We start from the raw sequence: 23,348 nt of genomic DNA on the forward strand, positions 1-23,348 counted from the left end.
GTTTCGCGTACTCCTGGCAGACGTGGGTTCGGGTCCGGAGGTTGCCTGGGCCGGCCGGTCAGGTCACGAGGAGAGCCGGGCCAGGGCGTCGGGGACCTCGTCGACGGACTCGACCAGGGCGATGCGGGTCTCCATGGCGCGGTCGCGGGCCAGGGCCTGGAGCAGGGGCCAGGCCGGCAGGTGCTCGGTCCAGTGGGCGCGGTCGACCAGCACCATCGGGGTCGGCTCGCCGCGCGACCCGTAGTAGTTGGGGGTCGCGTTGTCGAAGATCTCCTGGACAGTGCCGGCCGCGCCCGGGAGGTACACCACTCCGGCGGTGGAACGGGCCAGCAGTCCGTCCTCGCGGGTGGCGTTGGCGAAGTACTTCGCGATTCCGCCGGCGAAGGCGTTCGGCGGCTCGTGCCCGTAGAACCAGGTCGGGATGCCGATCGAGTCCCCGCCGCCCGGCCAGCGCTCGCGCACCGCGAAGGCCGCCTCCGCCCAGTCGGTGACCGAGGGCGTGAAGGAGGGGGCCTTGGCGAGCAGGTCGAGCGCCTCGGGCAGCGCGCCGTCATCGAACGGGGCCAGGTACGCGCCCAGGTTCGCGGCCTCCATCGCACCCGGCCCGCCACCGGTCGCCACGGTCAGCCCGGTCCGGGCCAGCGCCCGGCCCAGCCGGGCGGCGCCGGCGTACGCGGCGCCGCCGCGGTCCATCGAGTGGCCGCCCATCACGCCCACGACCGGGGCACCGGCGAGGTGCTCGTCGAGGGCGTCGGAGATCGCGTCGTCGTGGATCGACCGGAGCATCGACGAGAGGACGTCGCCGTCGGCCCTGCTGTGCTGGAACCAGGCGTACGCAAGGGCGTCGGGCGTGGCGTCGTAGCCGTCCCGGTCGAGGCCGGCGAAGAGCTCCTCCGGCGTGTAGAGCAGCCCGCGGTACGGGTCGAACGGCAGGTCGGGCACCGGGGGGAACACCAGCGCACCGTCGGCCCGCACCTTGGCGGAGGCGTCCGGTTCCATCGGGCAACCGAGGAACACCGCGGCGGAGGTGTCGGCGGCCAGCAGGGCGAAGGTGCGCTCCATCAGGTTCACCGACTGGATCCGGTACCCGCTCAGTGAACCCCGGGCGACGACCTGGTCGAACTCGGCGAGGGTCTCGATCTCGATGTCATGGGACATCCCGTCACCCTAAGGGCCGAGGTCGGCTACCCGGCCAGTGCCCTCCGGGTCAGCTCCGCCACACCCCACACCACGGGTCCGCACACCGCCGGCAGGACCGCGGCCCGCAGCAGAGCCGCCGAGCGCAGCACCGCGGCCGGTGTGCCCAGGTCGAGGAGGGTCTCGCGGGTGGCCGCCCGGGTCTGCCGCGACTCGACCGCCGCCGTCAGGAGTGCGCCGAGCGCGCAGAGGACCGCCAGCGCCACCGCGCCGCCGGCGGCCGGTCCGACCGGTACGGGCCCGCCGTCCGCCGCGGCCGCGGCCACGGCCCAGGCGGCGACGGCGACGAGCACCCCGAGGGGCCGGCCGACGCGCCCCGCCTCCTCCTGCAGGCCCCGCCCGGCGAGCAGGCGTACGGCGCCGGGGCGGACGAACTGGAGGAGCGCGCCGCAACCCTGGACGAGGGCCGGCCCGGCCAGCGCCAGGCCGACGGTCGTCAGGGCCCAGCCGGGCAGCCGGCCCGCCGTGCCGCCGCCGGCGTACGCCAGGACGGCGAGCCCGCAGGCGAAGGCGGCGACACCCCACGGCAGCCCCTCGTGCGGGGCCCGTGTCGTGCGGGTGCGGACCGACAGGGCGGTCGCGCCGGCGGCGGCGAGCGGTGCCAGGGCGAGCAGGGTGAGGGCGGCCGCCACGGGGAGGTGGTGGCCGGCGCGGAGCGCGTCGGCGGCGGCGCCGTCGAAGGGGAGGCCGGTCAGGTCGCCGCGCAGGTGGAGGAAGAGGGCGAGGGCGAGCGCACTGCCCAGCGCGCAGGCGATGGCGGCGGACAGCGCGGCGACGCGGATCAGGCGGACGGGGCCGAACCCCACGGCATCGAGGTCCTCGCGGGGCCGGACGGCCGGGTCGGTACGGGTCACGGCGACGGCGAGCTGCACGGTCAGGGCGAGCGGGACCGCGCACCACAGCAATCGCGGCAGCTGGCCCTGCGGTCGGGCCGCGGCGGTGGCGAGCACGGCCAGCAGCAGGAGACCCGTACCGGCGGCGGCCGCCGCGACCAGCAGTCTGCGCAGCTGGACGAGGGGCCGGCCGCCGCGGGCTAGGCGGAGACTGAGCACGAGTCGCGGCCTTCCGCCTCGCCGGGGCGGGGTGCGGCCCCGGAGGCCGGCGGGGGGACGGCGCCGGCGAGGTGGCCGTCGAGGAGGCCGAGCGTGCGGTCGGCCAGGGCGGCGGTCTCGGCCTCGTGGGTGGCGAGGACCACGGTGATGTCGTGCGAGCGGGCGGCCGCGGTGAGCGTGCGCAGCAGCAGGGCGCGGTCGGCGCGGTGCAACGGGGCGGTCGGCTCGTCGGCGAAGACCACGGAGGGCAGGGTGACGAGGGCGCGGGCCAGGGCGACGCGCTGGGCACGGGCGCGGTCGAGTGCCCGGGGGCGCTTGCGGGCCTGGTCGCCGATGTCGAGGCGGTCGAGCCACTCCAGGGCGGCGCGCTTGGCCGTGCGGTGCGGGGCGCCGCCGACGAGGAGGGGCAGGGCCGCGTTCTCCCACACGTTCAGCTCGGGTACGAGCCGGGGCTCGGGTCCGATCCAGCCGAACCGGTCGCGGCGCAGCCGCTCGCGGGCCAGCGGGCTCATGGTGTGGACGGGGAGGCTGTTGAACCAGACCTCGCCCTCGTCCGGGCGCAGCTGTCCGGACAGGCAGCGCAGCAAGGTGGTCTTGCCGCTGCCGCGCGGGCCGGTGACGGCGAGGATCTCGCCCTCGCGGACGCCGAGGGAGACGCCGGTGAGCGCGGGCGCGCCCACCACCGAGCCCGTCCGGGTGGACCCCCGGGGGGAGCAGTGCAGGGACCGTGCCCACAGCACGTCGTTGTCCGGCGGGGCCACCATGGCGTACACCTCGGTTCGCGTCGACTGCGGATCTTGATGCCGCATTTCCCGTTTTCCCGTTTCCTCCGTCCGGGGGAACGAAACGACGGGCCGACAGGTCACTGGGCACCGCAGGGGCGACGGTGACGGGGTCCGGACGACACATGGCCCGGACCCTCGCGTTCTCACTCGAACGGAGGATCCGGGCCATGTGTCCCGGCTGGGCCCGGCAGGCGGGACGGGTGCCTGGGGCGAGCCGCGGCGGGCTTGTTACAGCTTGGTCCACGCCTCGGTGAACACCGACCGCAGGATCTGCTCGATCTCGTCGAACTGCTCCTGGGTCGAGATCAGCGGCGGGGCCAGCTGGACGACCGGGTCGCCGCGGTCGTCGGCGCGGCAGTAGAGGCCGGCGTCGTACAGCGCCTTGGAGAGGAAGCCGTAGAGCACGCGCTCGATCTCGTCGTCGTTGAAGGACTCCTTGGTGTTCTTGTCCTTCACGAGCTCGATGCCGTAGAAGAAGCCGTTGCCGCGGACGTCGCCGACGATCGGCAGGTCGTGCAGCTTCTGCAGCGTCTTGAGGAAGGCGGACTCGTTGTCCAGCACGTGCTGGTTGAGGCCTTCCTTGTCGAAGATGTCGAGGTTGGCCAGGGCCACCGCCGACGACACCGGGTGGCCACCGAAGGTGTAGCCGTGCAGGAAGGTGTTGTCACCCTTGTAGAAGGGCTCCGCGATGCGGTCCGAGACGATGCAGGCACCGATCGGGGAGTAGCCCGAGGTCATGCCCTTCGCGCAGGTGATCATGTCCGGCACGTAGCCGAACTTGTCGCAGGCGAACATCGTGCCCAGGCGGCCGAAGGCGCAGATGACCTCGTCCGAGACGAGCAGGACGTCGTACTGGTCGCAGATCTCGCGGACGCGCTGGAAGTAGCCGGGCGGCGGCGGGAAGCAGCCGCCGGCGTTCTGCACCGGCTCCAGGAAGACGGCCGCGACGGTGTCGGGGCCCTCGAAGAGGATCTGCTGCTCGATCTGGTCGGCGGCCCAGCGGCCGAAGGCCTCGGGGTCGTCGCCGTGGATCGGGGCGCGGTAGATGTTGGTGTTCGGCACCTTGTGGGCGCCCGGGACCAGCGGCTCGAAGGGGGCCTTCAGGGCCGGCAGGCCGGTGATGGACAGGGCGCCCTGCGGGGTGCCGTGGTAGGCGACCGCGCGGGAGATGACCTTGTACTTGGTCGGCTTGCCCTTGAGCTTGAAGTACTGCTTGGCGAGCTTCCAGGCGGTCTCGACCGCCTCGCCGCCACCGGTGGTGAAGAAGACCTTGTTCAGGTCGCCCGGCGCGTAGCCGGCCAGCCGCTCCGCGAGCTCGACGGCCTTGGGGTGCGCGTACGACCACACGGGGAAGAACGCGAGCTCCTGCGCCTGCTTGTAGGCGACCTCGGCCAGCTCCTTGCGGCCGTGACCGGCGTTGACCACGAACAGTCCGGCGAGACCGTCCAGGTAGCGCTTGCCCTTGTCGTCGTAGATGTAGGCGCCCTCACCGCGAACGATGGTGGGGACGGGGTTCTTCTCGTACGAGGACATGCGGGTGAAGTGCATCCACAGGTGGTCGTACGCGGTCTTGGACAGGTCCTGGGTCACGGTTATCTGGTTCCCCACATGTAGGTCTGCTTCTTCAGCTTCAGGTATACGAAGCTTTCGGTGGACCGCACCCCGGGGAGCGTGCGGATCCGCTTGTTGATCGTTTCCAACAGGTGGTCGTCGTCCTCGCAGACGATCTCCACCATCAGGTCGAACGAGCCCGCGGTCATCACCACGTACTCGCACTCGGCCATCGCGGTCAGTGCGTCGGCCACGGGGTCGAGGTCGCCCTCGACGTTGATGCCGACCATGGCCTGGCGCCGCAGGCCCACGGTGAGCGGGTCCGTGACGGCCACGATCTGCATGACGCCCTGGTCCAGCAGCTTCTGGACGCGTTGGCGGACGGCCGCCTCGGAAAGGCCCACGGCCTTGCCGATCGCCGCGTAGGGGCGGCGCCCGTCTTCCTGCAGTTGCTCGATGATCGCCAGGGAGACAGCATCGATCGACGGCGACGGGTGCCGGTTCCTGGAATCTGGGTTTCGACTGACCACGACCTCACTGTGCACGAGGAGTCGACAGTTCCGCAACCCGGAATCAATGAAATCCGTTGTCTTCGCCTCTAGATCTCACTGATTTCGTAGCTTGTGGCGCGTGGCCCTGTCGAAAGCGTCGCCCAAGAGGCTAGGCTTGGGGCTTGTCTCAACCATTGGACATGTGATCAGGAGAGTGGCTGTAGTGACCACCGAACTGCGTCGTCTGCGCAACTACATCGGCGGGGAGTTCAGGGATGCCGCCGACGGGCGGACCACCGAGGTGGTCAACCCCGCCACCGGCGAGGTCTACGCGACCGCCCCGCTGTCCGGCCAGGCCGACGTCGACGCCGCCATGGCCGCCGCCGAGGCCGCCTTCCCGGGCTGGCGCGACACCACCCCGTCCGAGCGCCAGAAGGCCCTGCTGAAGATCGCGGACGCGATCGAGGCCCGCGCCGACGAGCTGGTCGCCGCCGAGTCGGAGAACACCGGCAAGCCGCTGGGCCTGACGGCCAGCGAGGAGCTTCCTCCGATGGTCGACCAGATCCGCTTCTTCGCGGGTGCCGCCCGCATGCTCGAGGGCCGCTCGGCCGGCGAGTACATGGACGGCATGACCTCGATCATCCGCCGCGAGCCGGTCGGCGTCTGCGCCCAGGTCGCGCCGTGGAACTACCCGATGATGATGGCCGTGTGGAAGTTCGCCCCGGCCATCGCCGCGGGCAACACCGTGGTGCTCAAGCCCTCGGACACCACCCCGGCCTCGACGGTCCTGCTCGCCGAGATCATCGACTCCGTCCTGCCCAAGGGCGTCTTCAACGTCATCTGCGGTGACCGCGAGACCGGCCGCGCCATGGTCGAGCACTCCACCCCGGCGATGGCCTCCATCACCGGCTCCGTGCGCGCCGGCATGTCGGTCGCGGAGAGCGCCTCGAAGGACCTCAAGCGCGTCCACCTGGAGCTGGGCGGCAAGGCCCCGGTCGTCGTCTTCGACGACGCCGACATCGCCAAGGCCGTCGAGGACATCGCGGTGGCGGGCTTCTTCAACGCCGGCCAGGACTGCACCGCCGCCACCCGCGTGCTCGTCCAGGCCGCCGTGCACGACGAGTTCGTCGCCGCGCTGGCCAAGGCCGCCCAGGACACCAAGACCGGTCAGCCGGACGACGAGGACGTGCTGTACGGCCCGCTGAACAACCCGAACCAGCTCAAGCAGGTCTCGGGCTTCATCGAGCGCCTGCCCGCCCACGCCAAGGTCGAGGCCGGCGGCCACCAGGTCGGCGACAAGGGCTACTTCTACGCCCCCACCGTCGTCTCGGGCCTCAAGCAGGACGACGAGATCGTCCAGAACGAGGTCTTCGGACCGGTCATCACGGTCCAGTCCTTCTCGGACGAGTCCCAGGCCCTGGAGTACGCGAACGGCGTCGAGTACGCCCTCGCCTCCTCCGTGTGGACCAAGGACCACGCCCGCGCGATGCGCATGTCCAAGAAGCTCGACTTCGGCTGCGTGTGGATCAACACCCACATCCCGCTGGTCGCCGAGATGCCCCACGGCGGCTACAAGAAGTCCGGCTACGGCAAGGACCTCTCCGCCTACGGCTTCGAGGACTACACGCGCATCAAGCACGTGATGACCTCGATCGAGGGCTGATCCCCGGCGCCGCACGCGGCGCCGGGAACTCCGGCGGCGGTCGGCCGCCAGGAGTGATCAACCGTGGGTCCTGAAGGGGCGGGCGTTAGACACACTGTCTATTGCTCGCCCCTTTCGGCTTCCCCGAGGCTTGGCCCATGCCTGAACTCGGTATCTCCCGCCGCGCGGCGCTGCGCGGACTCGGAGCGGCGGGCCTGCTGGCCGCCCTCACCGGCTGCGGTGTCCCGGCCGCGTACGTGGCGGAGGGCAAGCGCTCGGCGCCCGACCGCTCCGCCCGCGAGAAGTCCGTCAGCTTCTCCAACTGGCCGATGTACATCGACACGGACGAGGCGGACGCGGCCCGGCGGCCCACATTGGAGTCCTTCTCGAAGCGCACCGGCATCGCCGTGCGGTACACCGAGGAGATCAACGACAACGACGAGTTCTTCGGCAAGGTCAGCCCGGCCCTGATGAACCGCCAGGAGACCGGCCACGACGTGGTCGTCGTCAGTGACTGGATGGCTGCGCGGTTCGTCGGCCTCGGCTGGGCCCAGAAGATGGACCGGGCCGCCCAGCCGAACGTGGCCAAGTACCTCGACCCGCTGCTGCGCAGCCCCTCGTTCGACGCGGGCAGGATGCACACCGTGCCCTGGCAGAGCGGCATCACCGGGATCGCGTACAACCGGCGCAAGCTCGGCCGGGAGATCAGGTCGGTGGCCGACCTGTGGCGCCCCGACCTGGCGGGCAAGGTCACGCTCTTCTCCGGGCTCGACGAATCCTTCGCCCTCCTCATGCAGGGCGACGGCGTCGACACCACCCGCTGGACCGAGACCGACTTCGACCGGGTGTGCGACCGGATCGAGAGGATGGTGCGGAGCAAGCACATCCGCCGCTTCACGGGCAACGACTACACCTCCGACCTGAGCAAGGGTGACGTGCTGGCCTGCCAGGCGTACTCGGGTGACGCCATCCAGCTGAAGGCCGACAATCCCGACATCGAGTTCGTCGTGCCCGAGGAGGGGGCCGAGCTGTGGGCGGAGAGCATGGTCGTGCCCAACCTGGCCCGTCACAAGGCCAACGCCGAGGCGCTGATCGACCACTACTACGACCCCGAGATCGCGGCCGAGCTCGCCGCCTACGTGAACTACGTCTGCCCCGTCCCGGCTGCCCAGGCCGTCCTGGCCGACTCCGACGACAAGGAGACCGCCGAACTGGCCGAGGACCCGCTGATCTTCCCCGACGCCGGCATGCGCAAGCGCCTCGTGGTGGCCCGCGACATCGGCCCGGAGGAGCGCCCCCGCCTCGCCCGCCGCTGGAACGGCATCGTCGGCCTCTGAGGGCCCCCGAGGGCTTCCCGGGAGGCCCTCACCCCCTCTTTCCCCGGCACCACCAGACCCGATTGAACGTGTTCAGAAACGCGGGCGTATGCTCCCCGTCATGAGCGAGCGGAGCGCCCTCGTGCGCCGGATACGCATATGGCTTGTCGTGTTCATCGTGTGCCTCGTGCTCAGTGGGGCCACCGCGTTCCCGCTGGTGAGCGAGGTGCGGGTGCTGGACGGTCTGGTCGGGTCGGAGTGGATCCACCGGGTCCGCGCGGGGCTGGAGGAGGCCGACTCTTCTTACCCGTTCCTGCTGTACGGCACCGACTGGCTCGCCTTCGCGCACCTCGTCATCGCCGTCGCCTTCTACGGCCCCTACCGGGACCCGGTGCGCAACATCTGGGTGGTCGAGTTCGGGATGATCGCCTGTGCCGGGATCATCCCGCTGGCCCTGATCTGCGGACCGGTGCGGGGGATCCCCTTCGGCTGGTCCCTGATCGACATGTCGTTCGGCGTGTTCGGGGTGATCCCGCTGCTGGTCGTGCACCGCATGATCAAGCGGCTCGGCGCCCTCGACGTCCCGCTCGCCGCGCCCGCCCTCGCGGGCGGGCAAGCGGGCGGCAGCGGTGTCACTTCGTGAAGGCCGCCATCAGGATGCGCAGGGCCACCGGGTTCATGGACTCGCCCTTGGCGTCGGTGGAGTTGACGGAGTAGACGAGGGTGCGGGACAGGTCGCGGGTGCCGCCCATCGCCGTGTTGTAGCCGTAGCGGCCGCCGGTCTTGCCCCAGGCCACGGTGCCGTCGGGCAGGACGATGCGGGACAGGCCCGCGGTCAGCCGGGCGGGCCCGCCCGTGGCGAAGTCCTTCACGTCGGGGACCGTGAACATCTCTTCCAGCTGCGGCTCGGGCACCACCCGGCCGCGGAAGAGGGCGAACGTGAAACGCTCCAGGTCGGCCGTGGTCGAGATGATGTCCCCGGCCGCCTTCTCGCCGGTCTGCCCCCACTCGGTGACGTCCCGCAGCTCCGTCGATCCGTCCGGGCGGCCGACCGCCTGGTAGCCGTGGTTGTGCGGGCCGTGGATGCGCGGGTCGTCGCCGGGGAACGAGGTGTGGCGCAGGCCGAGCGGCTTGAGGATCCGCGTGCCCACCGCCTCCGCGTAGGACGTGCCCGTCACCTTCTCTATGAGCACGCCGAGGATCGTGTAGTCGATGTTCAGGTAGTGCTGGGCCGTCCCGGGATCGAACTCGGGCCCCTTGGCGACCGCGTCGGCGATGAGCTCCCGCGGGTCCCGGTGGTCGAAGCGGGCCGCCCACTGGTCCTCGAACGCGTCCCCGGGCCCGTCGGCCGGCCGGATCCCGCTGGTGTAGTTGAGCAGGTGGCGCACCGTCACCGGCTTGGTGAAGCTGTCCGGCAGCAGGCCCGGCAGGTAGTCCGTCACCGGACGGTTCAGGTCGACCCGGCCCTCGGCCGCCAACTGCAGCACCACGGCCGAGGTGAACACCTTCGTCACCGAACCCGCCCGGAACCGGCCCTGCTCCAGGGCCCTGCGCCCGGTGCGCACGTCCGCGACCCCGGCGCTGCCGCGCCAGCTGCCGCTCGTGCCCCCCACCCTGACCAGCGCCGCCGTCGCGGCCGCGCCCGGCAGACCCGAAAGGGCCTCGCGCAGGGCCCGGGCGTTCGGCGGCGCGGCCACGACCGGGTCCGCGGGCGCACCGTCCGCGGTGGTGGTGGCGGTCGCGGTGGCGGCGGTGGCCGTCCGTACCGGGCCGCCGTCCGCCGCGGCGGCGGCCGGGCCGGCCGCGATCCCGAGGACCAGAGCAGTGGCGATCACCGTGCGGGCCGTGCGTGCGTTCATGGCGGGCTCCCCCGTGCGTCGTGAGCACCGGCCCGGTCGGCCGGCCGCCGCCGGCAGTCCCGGCGACACCCACAACACTGCAGGTCAGACCCCGTCCCGCGAATCCCGCCCGAGAGCCATCCTCACCGGTCCTACGAATCGCTCCCGCGAGGGATCCGCCCGCCCTCGCCTCACTCCGCCGGGGGACTACCCGCCGCGATCAGCCCCGTCTCGTACGCGCAGATCACCGCCTGGATCCGGTCCCGCAGCCCCAGCTTCGCCAGCACCCGCCCCACATGCGTCTTCACGGTGTGCTCGCTCACCACCAGCGCCGCCGCTATCTCCGCGTTCGACAGCCCCCGCCCCAGGAGCAGCAGGGTCTCCCGCTCCCGGGCCGTCAGCGCCCCCAGCCGCTCGGCGGCCGCGGGCGGCGCGGCCTCCGGCGCCGGACGGGCCGTCACCGCCGTGTACTCCTCGATCAGCCGCCGTGCCACCGACGGCGCCAGCAGCGACTCCCCGGCCGCGACCACCCGCACCGCGTGCACCAGGTCGTCCCGCCGCACGTCCTTCAACAGGAACCCGCTCGCCCCCGCGTGCAGGGCCTCGTACACGTACTCGTCCGCGTCGAAGGTCGTCAGCATCACCGTCCGGCACGCCGTCTCCGCGCAGATCGCGCGGCACGCCTCGATCCCGTCGGTGCCCGGCATCCGGATGTCCAGCAGCGCCACGTCGGGGGAGTGCCGGCGCACCGCCGCCACCGCCGCGGCCCCGTCCCCCACCTCGGCGACCACCTCGATGTCCTCCTGGACGTCCAGGATCATCGCGAAGCCGCTGCGCACCAGCTCCTGGTCGTCGGCCACCACCACACGGATCGTCAACTCCCCACCTCCAGCGGCGACAGTACAAGGCAGGCGCGCACCTCGTAGCCGCCGAGCGGGCCGCCCGGCCCCATGACCGCCGTGCCCCCGTGCGCGGCCGCCCGTTCCCGGATCCCGACCAGCCCGTGTCCCCCCGATCCCGCTCCGGAGGGACCCCGCCCGTCGTCCGCGACGGTGATCCGCAGCTCCCGCTCCCCGTACTCCAGAGCCACCTCCACCCGCGTCGCCCCGGCGTGCTTGACCACGTTCGTGAGCGCCTCCTGCACGATCCGGTACGCCGTCGTGTCGACCGAGGCCGGCAGGTCCCGCACCGCACCTCGCTGCTCGTACCCGACGTCGGGCCCGCCGCCGCGCACCCGTTCGACCAGCGCCGGCAGCCCGGCCACCCCCGGCTGCGGCTCCCGCAGCGCCGGTCCCTCCTCCCGGAGCACCCCCAGCATCCGGCGCAGCTGCACCATCGCGTCGCGACCCGTCTCCGAGATCGCGTCGAACGCCGCCTCGGCCCGCTCCGGCGCCCGCCGTACCGCCACCGGGCCCGCCTCCGCCTGAACGATCATGATGCTGACCGCGTGCGACAGGATGTCGTGCATCTCCCGCGCGATCCGGGCCCGCTCCCGGGCCGCGGCCTGCTCCGCCTCGATCCGGTTGGCCCGCTCCAGCTGCGCCGCCCGGTCCTCCACCGCCGCCGTGTACGCGTGCCGGGTGAACTGCAGCCGGCCCAGGGCGTACGCGGCGCCCGCGCAGAAGACGGCGAAGAACAGCTCCCGGGCCGTCCCCGTGTTCTGGCCCACCGCGTACAGCAGTACCGCCAGCGCCACGACCGAAACCGCCGCCCGCACCCGTGCCGGACACTGCACCGCGACCGTGTAGAACGCGATCAGTCCCGCGTACGGCAGCGGTTGCCCCGGGCCGTCCAGCAGCTGCTGGTACAGCGTGCCCGTGACCAGGTGCGCCGTCAGTACGGCCACCGGCCACCGCCGCCGCCACGCCAGCGGCACCACCCCGGCCGTGGTCAGCGCGTACGCCTCCCAGGTCACCGGCGGCAGTCCCGGCTCGCGCGGCAGCACGAACGGCATCGTCACCGCCAGCTGCACCAGCAGCGTCAGCCCCAGGTCCAGCACCCACGGCCGCGCCGCGCGCACCCGCGCGCCCAGCTCCGCCCCCGCGCGCAACACCGCGCCCGCCGTCCCGTTCCCGCCCCGCAGCACGGCCGTCCCCCTCGATCGCCGGGGCCGGTCGCCCCCTCCCGTACGGCCCCTCAGTCTGCCGGGCCGCGCGCGCCGGCGGCGGCGCGGACCGCCACGAGGGCGTCCACACGGTTGGTGGTGACGGAGTCGACGCCCAGGTCGAGGAGCCGGCGCATGGTGCGCTTGGTGTCCGCGGTCCACGCGGAGACCAGCAGGCCGTCGGCGTGCAGCGCGTCGACCAGTTCCCGGCTCAGGACCCCGAAGCGGTAGTTGAGCCAGCGCGGGGCCAGCGCCTCCACCAGTGAGCGGCGCGGCGGGCACAGGGAGGTCCACGTCATGGCGATCTCCGCGCCCGGGTCGGCGGCCCGGACCTTCAGCATCGTGGCCGGCCCCGCGCAGTAGTACGTACGCTCCCGGGCCCCGCAGTCGCGCACCACCTGCACCACGGCCCGGACCGTACCGGCGCTCGCACCCGGCAGGTCGATCATGACGCGGCCCGCGCCCGCGGTGGCCTCCAGCGCCTCGCGCAGCGTGGGCACCCCGCCCGCCGAGAGCGCGTACACCTCGTCGGCGGTCAGGGCGACCAGCGACCGGTCGTCCTTCCACAGCCGGCGGAAGGACTCGTCGTGGAGCAGCACCGGCACGCCGTCGGCGGTGAGCCGGACGTCGACCTCGACCGCGTCGGCACCCCGCGCGAAGGCGGAGCGCAGCGAGTCCAGCGTGTTCTCGCGGACGCGGTGCGGGTCGCCGCGGTGGCCGACGGCGTGCACGGTGCGGGGGGCGGCTGCGGTGCGCATGCCGCCCATTGTCCGTCCCCGTGGGCGGGTCAGCGGGCCAGCCACGCGTTGGTGTAGGCGTCGATCTCCTCGGCCAGCCGCGCCTTGCCCGCCGGGTCGAGGAAGGAGGCCTCGACGGCGTTCTTGGCGAGGCCCGCCAGGCCCTTCTCGTCCAGCTCCAGCAGGCGCGCGGCGACCGCGTACTCGTTGTTCAGGTCGGTGCCGAACATCGGCGGGTCGTCGCTGTTGATGGTGACGAGCACGCCCGCCTGCACCATCTCCTTGATGGGGTGCCGGTCGAGGTCGGCGACCGCCCGCGTGGCGATGTTGGAGGTCGGGCAGACCTCCAGCGCGATCCGGTGCTCGGCCAGGTGGGCGAGCAGCGCCGGGTCCTGGGGAGCGCTGGTGCCGTGGCCGATGCGCTCGGCGCGCAGGTCGACCAGGGCGTCCCAGATGGTCTGCGGGCCGGTGGTCTCGCCGGCGTGCGGGACGCTGTGCAGGCCGGCGTCGATGGCGCGGTCGAAGTAGGGCTTGAACTGCGGGCGCGGTACGCCGATCTCGGGGCCGCCCAGACCGAAGGAGACCAGGCCCTCGGGGCGCAGGTCGACCGCCAGGCGCGCGGTCTCGGCGGCGGCCTCCAGGCCCGCCTCGCCCGGGATGTCGAAGCACCAGCGCAGCACGACGCCCAGCTCGGCCTCGGCCGCCTTGCGGGCGTCCTCGATCGCGTCCATGAACGCGCGCTCGTCGATGCCGCGGCGCGTGGAGCTGTAGGGGGTGATGGTCAGCTCGGCGTAGCGGATGTTCTGGCGGGCCATGTCGCGGGCCACCTCGAAGGTGAGCAGCCGGACGTCCTCGGGCGTGCGGATGAGGTCGACGACCGAGAGGTAGACCTCGATGAAGTGGGCGAAGTCGGTGAACGTGAAGTAGTCGGCCAGCGCCTCGGGATCGGTGGGCACCTTGGAGTCGGGGTGGCGCGCGGCGAGCTCGGCGACGATCCGGGGCGAGGCGGAGCCGACGTGGTGCACGTGGAGTTCCGCCTTGGGCAGCCCAGCGATGAACGGGTGGAGATCGGGCACGGGGTCCTCCGGGGTGACGACGGGTGCGGGCGGTCGGGGTTCATCGTAGGCAGCTGCCGGGGTGTCGGCGGGGGCCCGTAGCATGGCGCCGAAAGCGAGGGGGGATGGCCATGACCGAGCCGGAGCCGTACCAGGGGCAGGCGGGGCCCGCCCCGCGGGTCGCCCGGCGCGACCCGTGGGCGCCGCCGGAGGACGCCGCCGCGCCGACCGTCGTGCCGCGGGACGCGCCCGCGGACGCGGTGCGCCCGAGTCTGGAGAAGACGGGGACGCCGGCCGGGCCCGTGCCCCCGGCGCCGGTGGCGCACGGGCGGGCGGGGTTCGCCGCGCCCGGTGGCGGCACGGCGTACGCGGCACCGCACCCGGCCGCCCCGCCCGGCGGTCCCGCGTACGGTGCGCCGGCCTACGGGGCACCGGGCCCGGGCGCCGAGCCCGGCGGTCCCGCCTACGGCTACCCGGGGCAGCCCGAGCACCTGGGACAGCCCGGGTACCCGGGGCAGCCCGCCTACGCCGAGTACCCGGGACAGCCCGGCTACGCCGCCTACCCCGGGTACCCCGGTTACGCCGGCCACCCCGGCTACATGGGCGGCTGGGGCCGGCCGGAGCCGCGCAACGGGTTCGGGATCGCGGCGCTGGCGCTCGGGATCCTCTCCGTCGTCGCCTTCTGCTCCAGCATCTTCGCCGTCCTGATCGGCGTCGTCGCCGTCGTCTTCGGCGTCCTCGGCCGCGGCCGGGCCAAGCGCGGCGAGGCGGCCAACCCCGGCCAGGCACTGGCCGGCATCATCCTGGGATCCGTCGGGATCGTGCTGGGCGCGGTCGTGTTCGTGGTGATCATCGCCGGGGCGGTGTTCGGGGGCAGCAGCCACGGTGACGACGGCTACTTCGAGCACGAGGAGGTCCCCCCGGCCTACGAGACCGGTCTGGTCGTCGAGGCGCCGGAGGACCTCCCCGCCCGCGTCTGACCCGGAGCCGGCGGTTCCGGTCGGCTGGCCCCGTCCCGGTCAGCCGGTCAGGCCGTCAGCCGGTCGCCCACGGCCAGTCGGCCTTCGCCGCGCCCTCCAACAGCGGAACCATCCGGAAGGCCGCGTCCGTCAGCCCGCCGAACGTGTGCCGGCTCGGCCCGCCGGACGGCCCGTGCCCGGTCCGGTAGCCCGCCAGGTTCCAGGTGTAGACCGGCACGTCGGGCGGCACCTGCGCGGTCGGGTCCCCGTGGGAGTGGTACGAGGCCTGCTCGTCGGTGACGATCAGGACCCGGTCGTGCCCCCGGTAGTGCCGGCGCACGGCCTCCGTGGTGTCCGTACCGCCGAGATGGCGGAAGCGGTCCAGCACCCGCAGCACCGACTCGCCCGGCCGGAACGGCACGGCCGCGCTGGTGGTGCCGAACTCCACGAGGTCCGCCGCCTCGGCCCGCACCGCGACCGCCGTGCCGAAGACCGCGGCGGCGTCGGCCCGGTCGAGCTCCGACCGGTCCGACAGCGGCGCCCACATGGACCCGGACCGGTCCACCAGGACCAGGGTCCGCCCGGGCAGCGCCGGTACGTTCGCCAGCGAGTGGCCGAGCGCGAGCTCCAGCGGGTGGGCCCAGCGCAGCGACGGCACGTGCCGGTGCGCGGCGAGGTACCGGAACGGGAACTGCCGGGAGGCGGCCACCACCGCCGGATCGGACAGCGTCGCGCCCACCCGCGCAGCGACCTCGTCCGAGACGCCCGCCCGGTCGAAGTTGCGCAGGTTGCGCACCAGGGCCATCGCCCCCATGGACGGGATCACCGCCTCCCAGACGGCGGCGTCGAGCGGGCCCTGGAGCCAGCCGGCCAGCGCTTCCCACGTCATGCCCGCGGCGGCCAGCCGCTCGGCACCGCCGGGTCCGGTCACCGCCGCCCGCCGCTCGGCCACCGGGAGCGCCGTCAGCGCCCGGTGCGCGACCAGTACGGGGGAGGAGGCCGGCGGCACGGCCGTCTCCGGGTGGTGCCGGCGGTCCAGCGCGTACCGGAACAGCTCGCCCTGCCACGGCGCGGCCGGGTCCGGCGCGGCGTGGGTCAGGTTCAGGACGTCGCCGAAGCGGAAGCCCTTGCCGGCCGTGTCGTACTTGAGCAGGCCGCGCGGGTGGTAGAGGCGGCGCACCGCGTCGGCGACGCCCCGCTTGACGGGCTGCGGGAGCGCCCGCCCGTACCGCCCGGTCCAGTACGCGAGGAACTCGCCGGGCTCGTCGGGGCGCTGGAGGACGGAGTCGACCACCCGCCGGTTGGCGGGCCCGCCGGTGCTCCCGGCCGCCAGCCTGGCCCGTACGTACTCGGCGGCGCCGACCAGGGACGCGGTCCGCATCCCGGCGTCCGCGCGCAGCCAGCCGAGCAGGCCCGCGGTCCACTCCGGGTCCGTGACCGCGAGCTCGCGCACGAGCGCCGCGTACCGGTCGTCCCGGGCGTCGCCGGCCTCGTAGAAGGTCCGCTGGGTGACGAAGTTGGCCACGGCCAGCAGGAACAGCTCCGAGCGGGCGTCGCGGAGGTGGCCGGAGCCGCCCTGGTGGTTGCGGGTGACCGCGCCGGTGGTGCGGACGGGGCCGGAGTGCGCGGCGGCCGCCCTGTCACGGCGCAGGTTGAAGCGCGACATGGTGAATCCCCCCGAATTCGGTGACGACGGCGGGAGGCGGACGCGCGGGGGACGCCCGAGGTCGGAGGTCGGCGACGGCGCATAGCCGGGCGAGCTTCCGAACTGCTCCACCGACCGTGGCCGGACGGGATTCGAACCCGCGACCTCCCGGTCCGAAGGAGCCGTCGCCTGCGCACCGGGCGTCCCCCACACGGCCTCCCGAGATCAGAAGTGGCGGCGGTGTGGGTTTCTCTGCGAAAGAAGGAACCGCAGCCGGGCGCACCGGGAGGTGCGTGAGCGAGGTCCAGAGGACGGAGCGGCGGAACCGGTGTGACCACTGCTCTACCGATTGAGCTACACCGCCCGCGAGGGCGGTGACGGGACTCGAACCCGCAACCGGCGAAGGAGGTCCTGCCTGCGCACCTGGACGTTCCTCACCCTAGGGCCCCGTGGCCGAGGGGGCCACGGGATTTCGGCGGCGACGGGCGGTGCCTCAGGCCGCCGTGCGCAGCTGCTCGCGCGCCTCCATCAGGGCGAACCCCAACAGGTTCAGCCCGCGCCAGCGGGCCGGCACCAGGGCGTCCGGCGAGTTCACGCCCAGCCCGATGCCCCAGATCCGGTCCATCGGGCTCGCCTCGACCAGCACCCGGCCGCCCGTCCCCAGCAGGAAGGACCGCAGCGCCGGGTCGGAGCCGAACTTGTGCACGCTGCCCTCGACCACGATCCGGTACCGCTCGCGCTTCCAGACGGCGTCGTCGAAGCCGCGCACCAGCCGTCCCTGCTGCTTCGCCTCCGCCGGCGTGCGCGAGGCGAGCACCGCGGCCAGCGCGTCGGCGTCGTCGAACAGACGTGCCTTCTCGGCCATCATCCAGTGCTCGGCGGTCGCGTACCCGATGTCACCCACCGTGAACGGAGCCGACCACCACTGCGACAGACAGCTCGGGCCGAGCGTGCCGTCAGGCCGCGGCCGGTGTCCCCAGAACGCCAGGTACTTCACCGGCTCACCCCGGTTGACCTGCTCGATCAACTTGTCGATCTTCTCCATGCACGCGAGTCTGACACTCGCCACTGACACTTCGTACGGGATTTCCTCCCCGACGCGACACATGGTCGACCGATTCCGTCGCGTAACCAAAAGGAAACGACGGAATCACTTGTTGGACGGAAAAGCCTCTGTCAGGATCGGCACTCAATTCGAGCTGGAGCTACGGAGAGCGTGATGGGCAACCGCTTCCAGGTTAAGGACCGATTCGCCGACGGCGCGCAGTACATCGGCGGCCGTCTCCGGTCCGGTACCTCCGGACACTCACACACGGTGGTGAACCCCGCCACCGGAGAAGAGGTCCTCACCTACGAGCTGGCGTCCACGGCGGACGTCGACGCGGCCGTCGCCGCCGCCAAGGCCGCCTTCCCGGCCTGGGCCGCCGCCACCCCCGGCGAGCGCTCGGACGCCCTGCACCGCTTCGCCGCCGTGCTCGCCGCGCAGGCCGAGGACTTCGCGTACGCCGAGTCGCTCCAGTGCGGCAAGCCGCTCAAGCTGAGCACCGAGTTCGACGTCCCGGGCACGATCGACAACACCGCCTTCTTCGCCGGCGCCGCCCGTCACCTCCAGGGCCAGGCCGCCGCCGAGTACTCCGGCGACCACACCTCGTACGTACGCCGGGAGCCGATCGGCGTGGTCGGCTCCATCGCCCCCTGGAACTACCCCCTCCAGATGGCCGCCTGGAAGATCCTCCCGGCCGTCGCCGCGGGCAACACGATCGTCCTCAAGCCCGCCGAGCTCACCCCCCTGACCTCCCTGATGTTCGCCCAGGCCGCCACCGAGGCCGGCATCCCCGACGGCGTCATCAACATCGTCACCGGCGCCGGCCGCGAGGCCGGCGAGCACCTGGTCGGCCACCCGGACGTGGCCATGACCTCGTTCACCGGCTCCACCCCGGTCGGCAAGCGGGTCGCCGAGGTCGCCACCGCCACCGTCAAGCGACTGCACCTGGAGCTCGGCGGCAAGGCGCCCTTCGTCGTCTTCGACGACGCCGACGTGGAGGCGGCCGCCCACGGCGCCGTCGCCGCCTCGCTCATCAACACCGGCCAGGACTGCACCGCGGCCACCCGCGCGTACGTCCAGCGCCCCGTGTACGACGCCTTCGTCGCCCGGGTGGCCGAACTGATGGCATCCGTCCGCGTGGGTGACCCCTTCGAGCCCGGCACCGACCTCGGGCCGCTCGTCTCCCACGTCCAGCGCGACCGCGTCGCCGCCTTCGTCGAGCGGGCCCGCGCCTACGCCACCGTCGTGACCGGCGGCGAGGCCCCCGGCGGGGCGCTCGCGGACGGCGCGTACTATCGGCCCACCCTGATCACGGACGCCCCGCAGGACAGCGAGGTCGTGCAGTCCGAGATCTTCGGCCCGGTCCTGGTCGTGCTGCCGTTCGACGGCGACGACGAGGCCATCGGCCTGGCCAACGACACGCCCTACGGACTCGCCGCCTCCGCCTGGAGCCGTGACGTCTACCGCGCGAACCGCGCCACCCGGGAGATCAAGGCAGGCTGCGTCTGGGTCAACGACCACATCCCGATCATCAGCGAGATGCCGCACGGCGGGTACAAGGCCAGCGGCTACGGGAAGGACATGTCGTCGTACTCCTTCGAGGAGTACACGCAGGTCAAGCACGTGATGTACGACAACACCGCGGTGGCCCGCAAGGACTGGCACCGCACGATCTTCGGGGACCGATAGACGGCGCTCCGCCCGACCAGCGGAACTACACGACACATGGGAAAGGCACAGCGCATGGAGCACCAGGAGTCCGGGCTCTCGGCAGTGGAGTTGGCGGCGATGCGGCGCAGCCTCACGAGCGGGCGCGGCGCGCTCACCCGCCGCTCGCTGCTGCGCGCCTCCGGGATGGGCGCCCTGGCCCTCGGCGGCCTCGGCACGCTGACCGCCTGCGGCATCCCCCCGGCCAAGCGTTCCGAGGGCCCGGCGGCGGCCTCCGACGACCACTCGGCCCAGGAGAAGGTGATCTACTTCTCGAACTGGACCGAGTACATGGACACCAGCGAGGACGAGAAGCACCGTCCGACGCTGGAGGAGTTCACCAAGCGGACCGGGATCAAGGTCAAGTACACCGAGGACATCAACGACAACGTCGAGTTCTTCGGCAAGATCAGGCCCCAGCTGGCCGCCGGCCAGGAGACCGGCCGCGACCTGATCGTCGTCACCGACTGGCTGGCCGCCCGCATGATCAAGCTCGGCTGGGTGCAGCAGCTGGACCCGTCCCACCTCCCGCACGCCTTCGCCAACCTCGTGCAGCAGTTCCGGATGCCCGACTGGGACCCGGGCCGCGCCCACTCCTACCCGTGGACCGGCATCTCCACCGTCATCGCCTACAACACGAAGGCCACCGGCGGCAGGAAGGTCGACTCCGTCACCCAGATGCTCGACGACCCCTCCCTCAAGGGCCGCGTCGGCTTCCTGACGGAGATGCGCGACACCATGGGCATGACCATGCTCGACATGGGCTACGACCCGGCCACCTTCACCACCCCCCAGTACGACGCCGCCATCGCGCGCCTGCAGAAGGGCGTCGACAAGAAGCAGATCCGCCGCTTCACCGGCAACGACTACACCTCGGACCTGGACAAGGGCGACCTCGCCGCCTGCCTGGCCTGGGCCGGCGACATCATCCAGCTCCAGGCGGACAACCCGGCCATCCAGTACGCCATCCCGGCCGCGGGCTACATGACCTCGACGGACAACCTCCTGGTCCCCGCGAAGGCGCGCCACAAGACGAACGCCGAGCGGCTCATCGACTACTACTACGAGCCCCCCGTCGCCGCACAGCTGGCCGCGTACATCAACTACGTCTGCCCGGTCGAGGGCGTCCGGCCCGAGCTCGCCAAGATCGACCCGGCGCTGGCCGCCAACCCCCTGATCATCCCGGACAAGGCGATGGCCTCGAAGTCGCACGCCTTCCGCTCCCTGACCGTCCAGGAAGAGCGGGAGTACGAGGAGAAGTTCGCCAAGCTCATCGGTGCCTGACCCCGCCGCCCCCCTTCCGAATTCCACACCACGGGACCGCGACCCATGACTGACAAGAACGCGGGCGGCGATGTCCGCCTTTCCGGGATCAGCAAGCACTACGGCAGCTTCACCGCCGTGCACCCGCTGGACCTGACCATCCCCCAGGGCTCCTTCTTCGCCCTGCTCGGCGCCTCCGGCTGCGGGAAGACCACGACCCTGCGCATGATCGCCGGCCTGGAGGACCCCTCCACCGGCACCGTCCACCTCGGCGACCGCGAGGTCACCCACCTGCCGCCCTACAAGCGGCCGGTCAACACGGTGTTCCAGAGCTACGCGCTCTTCCCGCACATGGACATCTTCGAGAACATCGCCTTCGGTCTGCGCCGGCGCGGCATCAAGTCGGTCAAGAAGCAGGTCGACGACATGATCGAGCTCGTCCAGCTCGGCGAGCACGCCCGCAAGAAGCCGCACCAGCTCTCCGGCGGCCAGCAGCAGCGCGTCGCCGTGGCCCGCGCGCTCATCAACCACCCGCAGGTGCTCCTCCTCGACGAACCCCTCGGCGCCCTCGACCTCAAGCTGCGCCGCCAGATGCAGCTGGAGCTCAAGCGCATCCAGACCGAGGTCGGCATCACCTTCGTCCACGTCACCCACGACCAGGAGGAGGCCATGACCATGGCCGACACGGTCGCGGTGATGAACGGCGGCCGCGTCGAGCAGCTCGGCGCCCCCGCCGAGCTCTACGAGAACCCGCGCACCACCTTCGTGGCCAACTTCCTCGGCACCTCGAACCTCATCGAGGCCTCCGTGGAGTCCGCCGGCTCCGACGACGTGGTCGTCTCCGCCGCCGGCAGCAAGCTCCGGCTGCCCGCGCAGCGCTGCTCCACCACGCCCCGCAACGGCGGCCACCTGCTGGTGGGCGTGCGCCCGGAGAAGATCTCCGTGGTGCACGCCGAGGACGCGCACACGATCGCCGCCGGCCGCAACACCCTCACCGGTCGGATCGCCGACTCCTCCTTCATCGGCGTCTCCACCCAGTTCGTGGTCGACACCGCGGTGTGCCCCGAGTTCGAGGTGTACGTCCAGAACGTCGAGCGCGACGCCCGCCTGACCCCCGGCACCGAGGTCGTCCTCCACTGGAACCCGGAGCACACCTTCGGCCTCGACGCCGCCCAGGACATCGACGCCGGCGCCCTGACGGTCGAGGAGGGCGCATGACCGCCACCGTGGCGCCCCCCGCCGAACCGCAGGCGGAGCCGCCGGTCCACAAGGCCTCGACGCGGCGCAAGCTGGTCCCGTACTGGCTGCTGCTGCCCGGCATCGTGTGGCTGCTCGTCTTCTTCGTCCTGCCGATGGTCTACCAGGCCTCGACCTCGATCCAGACCGGCTCCCTGGAGAGCGGCTTCGAGGTGACCTGGCACTTCCAGACCTACTGGGACGCGTTCACCGAGTACCTCCCGCAGTTCCTGCGCTCCCTCCTCTACGCCGGCACCGCCACCGTCCTGTGCCTGGTGATGGGCTACCCGCTCGCGTACCTGATCGCCTTCCGGGCCGGTCGCTGGCGCAACCTGCTGCTCATCCTGGTGATCGCGCCCTTCTTCACCAGCTTCCTCATCCGCACGCTGGCGTGGAAGACGATCCTCGCCGACGGCGGGCCGGTCGTGGAGGTCCTCAACACCCTCCACGTCCTGGACGTCACCAGCTGGCTCGGCATGACCGAGGGCGACCGCGTGCTGGCCACCCCGCTGGCCGTGGTCTGCGGTCTGACGTACAACTTCCTCCCCTTCATGATCCTTCCGCTGTACACCTCGCTGGAGCGGATCGACTCCCGCCTCCACGAGGCCGCCGGGGACCTGTACGCCACGCCCGCCACCACGTTCCGCAAGGTGACCTTCCCGCTGTCGATGCCCGGCGTGGTCTCCGGCACCCTGCTCACCTTCATCCCGGCGAGCGGCGACTACGTCAACGCCGAGCTGCTCGGCTCCACCGACACCCGCATGATCGGCAACGTCATCCAGTCGCAGTACCTGCGGATCCTGGACTACCCCACCGCGGCCGCGCTGTCGTTCATCCTCATGGCCATCGTCCTGATCATGGTCACCGTCTACATCCGCCGCGCCGGAACGGAGGACCTGGTCTGATGCAGTGGCTCCGACGCAACCTCGTCGTCATCCTCGGCCTCGGCACGCTCGCGTACCTGATCCTGCCGAACGTCGTGGTGACGGTCTTCTCCTTCAACAATCCCGCCGGGCGCTTCAACTACGCCTGGCAGGAGTTCTCCCTGGACGCCTGGAAGGACCCCTGCGGCGTCGCCGACATGTGCGGCTCCCTGTCGCTGTCCCTCCAGATCGCGATCTGGGCCACCATCGGCGCCACCGTGCTCGGCACGATGATCGCCTTCGCCCTGGTCCGCTACCGGTTCCGGGCCCGCGGCGCGGTCAACTCGCTGATCTTCCTGCCCATGGCCATGCCCGAGATCGTGATGGCCGCCTCGCTGCTCGCGCTCTTCCTCAACATGGGCATCGAACTGGGCTTCTGGACGATCCTGATCGCCCACGTCATGTTCTGCCTCAGCTTCGTCGTGGCCGCCGTCAAGGCGCGCGTGCTCTCGATGGACCCGAGGCTGGAGGAAGCCGCGCGCGACCTCTACGCCGGCCCCGTCCAGACCTTCGTGCGGGTCACCCTCCCGATCGCCGCCCCCGGCATCGCGGCGGGAGCCCTGCTCTCCTTCGCCCTGTCGTTCGACGACTTCATCATCACGAACTTCAACTCGGGCAACACGGTCACCTTCCCCATGTTCGTGTGGGGATCGGCCCAGCGCGGCACGCCCGTGCAGATCAACGTCATCGGCACCGCCATGTTCGTCATCGCGGTCCTGGTGGTCGTCGCCGGCCAGGCCATCGCCAACCGGCGCAAGAAGCAAGCAGCGAACTGAGCACGTCCCGTTAGGAGATGGAAACC

At 72.1% G+C, this 23,348-nt stretch carries 21 protein-coding genes; 9 read left to right on the top strand and 12 right to left on the bottom strand.

Going from position 1 to position 23,348, the window contains the following annotated elements:
- Positions 1 to 63: 63 nt before the first annotated feature.
- The 5 genes from ACIQCH_RS22045 to ACIQCH_RS22065 form a co-directional block, all read right to left on the bottom strand.
- Positions 64 to 1,158, bottom strand: coding sequence for an LOG family protein (locus ACIQCH_RS22045; RefSeq protein ID WP_402583283.1), 1,095 nt, complete (start codon positions 1,156 to 1,158; stop codon positions 64 to 66).
- Positions 1,159 to 1,184: 26 nt separating this feature from the next.
- On the bottom strand, positions 1,185 to 2,249 hold the full coding sequence (locus ACIQCH_RS22050) for a hypothetical protein (RefSeq protein WP_402583285.1): 1,065 nt from the start codon (positions 2,247 to 2,249) through the stop codon (positions 1,185 to 1,187).
- Positions 2,231 to 3,013, bottom strand: coding sequence for an ABC transporter ATP-binding protein (locus ACIQCH_RS22055; RefSeq protein WP_402583286.1), 783 nt, complete (start codon positions 3,011 to 3,013; stop codon positions 2,231 to 2,233). The genes ACIQCH_RS22050 and ACIQCH_RS22055 overlap by 19 nt, the downstream gene beginning before the upstream one ends.
- 249 nt (positions 3,014 to 3,262) lie before the next feature.
- Positions 3,263 to 4,642 (bottom strand): aspartate aminotransferase family protein, encoded by a 1,380-nt coding sequence (locus ACIQCH_RS22060; RefSeq protein WP_030195235.1) that lies wholly within the window; start codon positions 4,640 to 4,642, stop codon positions 3,263 to 3,265.
- Positions 4,627 to 5,130, bottom strand: coding sequence for an Lrp/AsnC family transcriptional regulator (locus ACIQCH_RS22065; protein ID WP_030195238.1), 504 nt, complete (start codon positions 5,128 to 5,130; stop codon positions 4,627 to 4,629). The genes ACIQCH_RS22060 and ACIQCH_RS22065 overlap by 16 nt, the downstream gene beginning before the upstream one ends.
- 169 nt (positions 5,131 to 5,299) lie before the next feature.
- Between ACIQCH_RS22065 and ACIQCH_RS22070 the strand changes: the two genes are divergently transcribed.
- The 3 genes from ACIQCH_RS22070 (at position 5,300) to ACIQCH_RS22080 (ending at position 8,677) form a co-directional block, all read left to right on the top strand.
- Positions 5,300 to 6,739 carry a gamma-aminobutyraldehyde dehydrogenase gene (locus tag ACIQCH_RS22070; RefSeq protein ID WP_402583289.1) on the top strand — a complete coding sequence of 480 codons (1,440 nt, stop codon included), beginning with the start codon at positions 5,300 to 5,302 and terminating at the stop codon, positions 6,737 to 6,739.
- A gap of 152 nt (positions 6,740 to 6,891) precedes the next feature.
- Entirely contained in the window at positions 6,892 to 8,055 is a 1,164-nt protein-coding gene (locus tag ACIQCH_RS22075) for a spermidine/putrescine ABC transporter substrate-binding protein (RefSeq protein WP_402583392.1), read from the top strand.
- Between the two features lie 100 nt (positions 8,056 to 8,155).
- Positions 8,156 to 8,677, top strand: a complete 522-nt coding sequence (locus ACIQCH_RS22080; protein ID WP_402583291.1) for a hypothetical protein — start codon at positions 8,156 to 8,158, stop codon at positions 8,675 to 8,677.
- Here ACIQCH_RS22080 and ACIQCH_RS22085 read toward each other — a convergent pair.
- The 5 genes from ACIQCH_RS22085 to ACIQCH_RS22105 form a co-directional block, all read right to left on the bottom strand.
- The gene (locus ACIQCH_RS22085) at positions 8,667 to 9,893 is read right to left on the bottom strand and encodes a serine hydrolase domain-containing protein (protein ID WP_402583293.1); all 1,227 of its coding nucleotides are present in this window, start codon (positions 9,891 to 9,893) and stop codon (positions 8,667 to 8,669) included. The two genes, ACIQCH_RS22080 and ACIQCH_RS22085, sit on opposite strands and share 11 nt — an antisense overlap.
- 170 nt (positions 9,894 to 10,063) lie before the next feature.
- Positions 10,064 to 10,750, bottom strand: coding sequence for a response regulator (locus tag ACIQCH_RS22090; protein WP_402583294.1), 687 nt, complete (start codon positions 10,748 to 10,750; stop codon positions 10,064 to 10,066).
- Entirely contained in the window at positions 10,747 to 11,955 is a 1,209-nt protein-coding gene (locus ACIQCH_RS22095; RefSeq protein WP_402583394.1) for a sensor histidine kinase, read from the bottom strand. Before ACIQCH_RS22095 ends, ACIQCH_RS22090 begins: the two co-directional genes overlap by 4 nt.
- Before the next feature lie 53 nt (positions 11,956 to 12,008).
- Complete coding sequence (locus tag ACIQCH_RS22100; protein WP_402583295.1) at positions 12,009 to 12,734, bottom strand: glycerophosphodiester phosphodiesterase; 726 nt, start codon at positions 12,732 to 12,734, stop codon at positions 12,009 to 12,011.
- A 29-nt stretch (positions 12,735 to 12,763) separates the two neighbouring features.
- Positions 12,764 to 13,789 (bottom strand): adenosine deaminase, encoded by a 1,026-nt coding sequence (locus ACIQCH_RS22105; RefSeq protein ID WP_402583296.1) that lies wholly within the window; start codon positions 13,787 to 13,789, stop codon positions 12,764 to 12,766.
- Between the two features lie 110 nt (positions 13,790 to 13,899).
- On the opposite strand from ACIQCH_RS22105, the gene ACIQCH_RS22110 reads away from it, so the two are divergent.
- Positions 13,900 to 14,748 carry a DUF4190 domain-containing protein gene (locus ACIQCH_RS22110; RefSeq protein ID WP_402583297.1) on the top strand — a complete coding sequence of 283 codons (849 nt, stop codon included), beginning with the start codon at positions 13,900 to 13,902 and terminating at the stop codon, positions 14,746 to 14,748.
- 55 nt (positions 14,749 to 14,803) lie between these two features.
- On the opposite strand, the gene ACIQCH_RS22115 is transcribed toward ACIQCH_RS22110, so the two are convergent.
- Both ACIQCH_RS22115 and ACIQCH_RS22120 read right to left on the bottom strand, forming a co-directional pair.
- Positions 14,804 to 16,393 (bottom strand): TROVE domain-containing protein, encoded by a 1,590-nt coding sequence (locus ACIQCH_RS22115; RefSeq protein ID WP_402583299.1) that lies wholly within the window; start codon positions 16,391 to 16,393, stop codon positions 14,804 to 14,806.
- 472 nt (positions 16,394 to 16,865) lie between these two features.
- A complete protein-coding gene (locus tag ACIQCH_RS22120; RefSeq protein WP_402583301.1) occupies positions 16,866 to 17,417 on the bottom strand; it encodes an NADAR family protein in 552 nt (183 codons plus the stop codon).
- A gap of 174 nt (positions 17,418 to 17,591) precedes the next feature.
- On the opposite strand from ACIQCH_RS22120, the gene ACIQCH_RS22125 reads away from it, so the two are divergent.
- From ACIQCH_RS22125 to ACIQCH_RS22145, 5 genes are read left to right on the top strand one after another with little or no spacing between them, the layout of a single operon-like run.
- Complete coding sequence (locus ACIQCH_RS22125; protein WP_402583303.1) at positions 17,592 to 19,106, top strand: gamma-aminobutyraldehyde dehydrogenase; 1,515 nt, start codon at positions 17,592 to 17,594, stop codon at positions 19,104 to 19,106.
- A 54-nt stretch (positions 19,107 to 19,160) separates the two neighbouring features.
- A complete protein-coding gene (locus ACIQCH_RS22130) occupies positions 19,161 to 20,408 on the top strand; it encodes a spermidine/putrescine ABC transporter substrate-binding protein (RefSeq protein WP_402583395.1) in 1,248 nt (415 codons plus the stop codon).
- 45 nt (positions 20,409 to 20,453) lie between these two features.
- The gene (locus ACIQCH_RS22135) at positions 20,454 to 21,605 is read left to right on the top strand and encodes an ABC transporter ATP-binding protein (RefSeq protein ID WP_402583305.1); all 1,152 of its coding nucleotides are present in this window, start codon (positions 20,454 to 20,456) and stop codon (positions 21,603 to 21,605) included.
- On the top strand, positions 21,602 to 22,528 hold the full coding sequence (locus ACIQCH_RS22140) for an ABC transporter permease (RefSeq protein ID WP_402583307.1): 927 nt from the start codon (positions 21,602 to 21,604) through the stop codon (positions 22,526 to 22,528). Before ACIQCH_RS22135 ends, ACIQCH_RS22140 begins: the two co-directional genes overlap by 4 nt.
- Positions 22,528 to 23,322 (top strand): ABC transporter permease, encoded by a 795-nt coding sequence (locus ACIQCH_RS22145; protein ID WP_402583309.1) that lies wholly within the window; start codon positions 22,528 to 22,530, stop codon positions 23,320 to 23,322. The genes ACIQCH_RS22140 and ACIQCH_RS22145 overlap by 1 nt, the downstream gene beginning before the upstream one ends.
- Positions 23,323 to 23,348: the final 26 nt, after the last annotated feature.

Origin of the sequence: Streptomyces sp. NPDC093225 (genome assembly GCF_044753805.1) — a bacterium.
Lineage (GTDB): Bacteria > Actinomycetota > Actinomycetes > Streptomycetales > Streptomycetaceae > Streptomyces.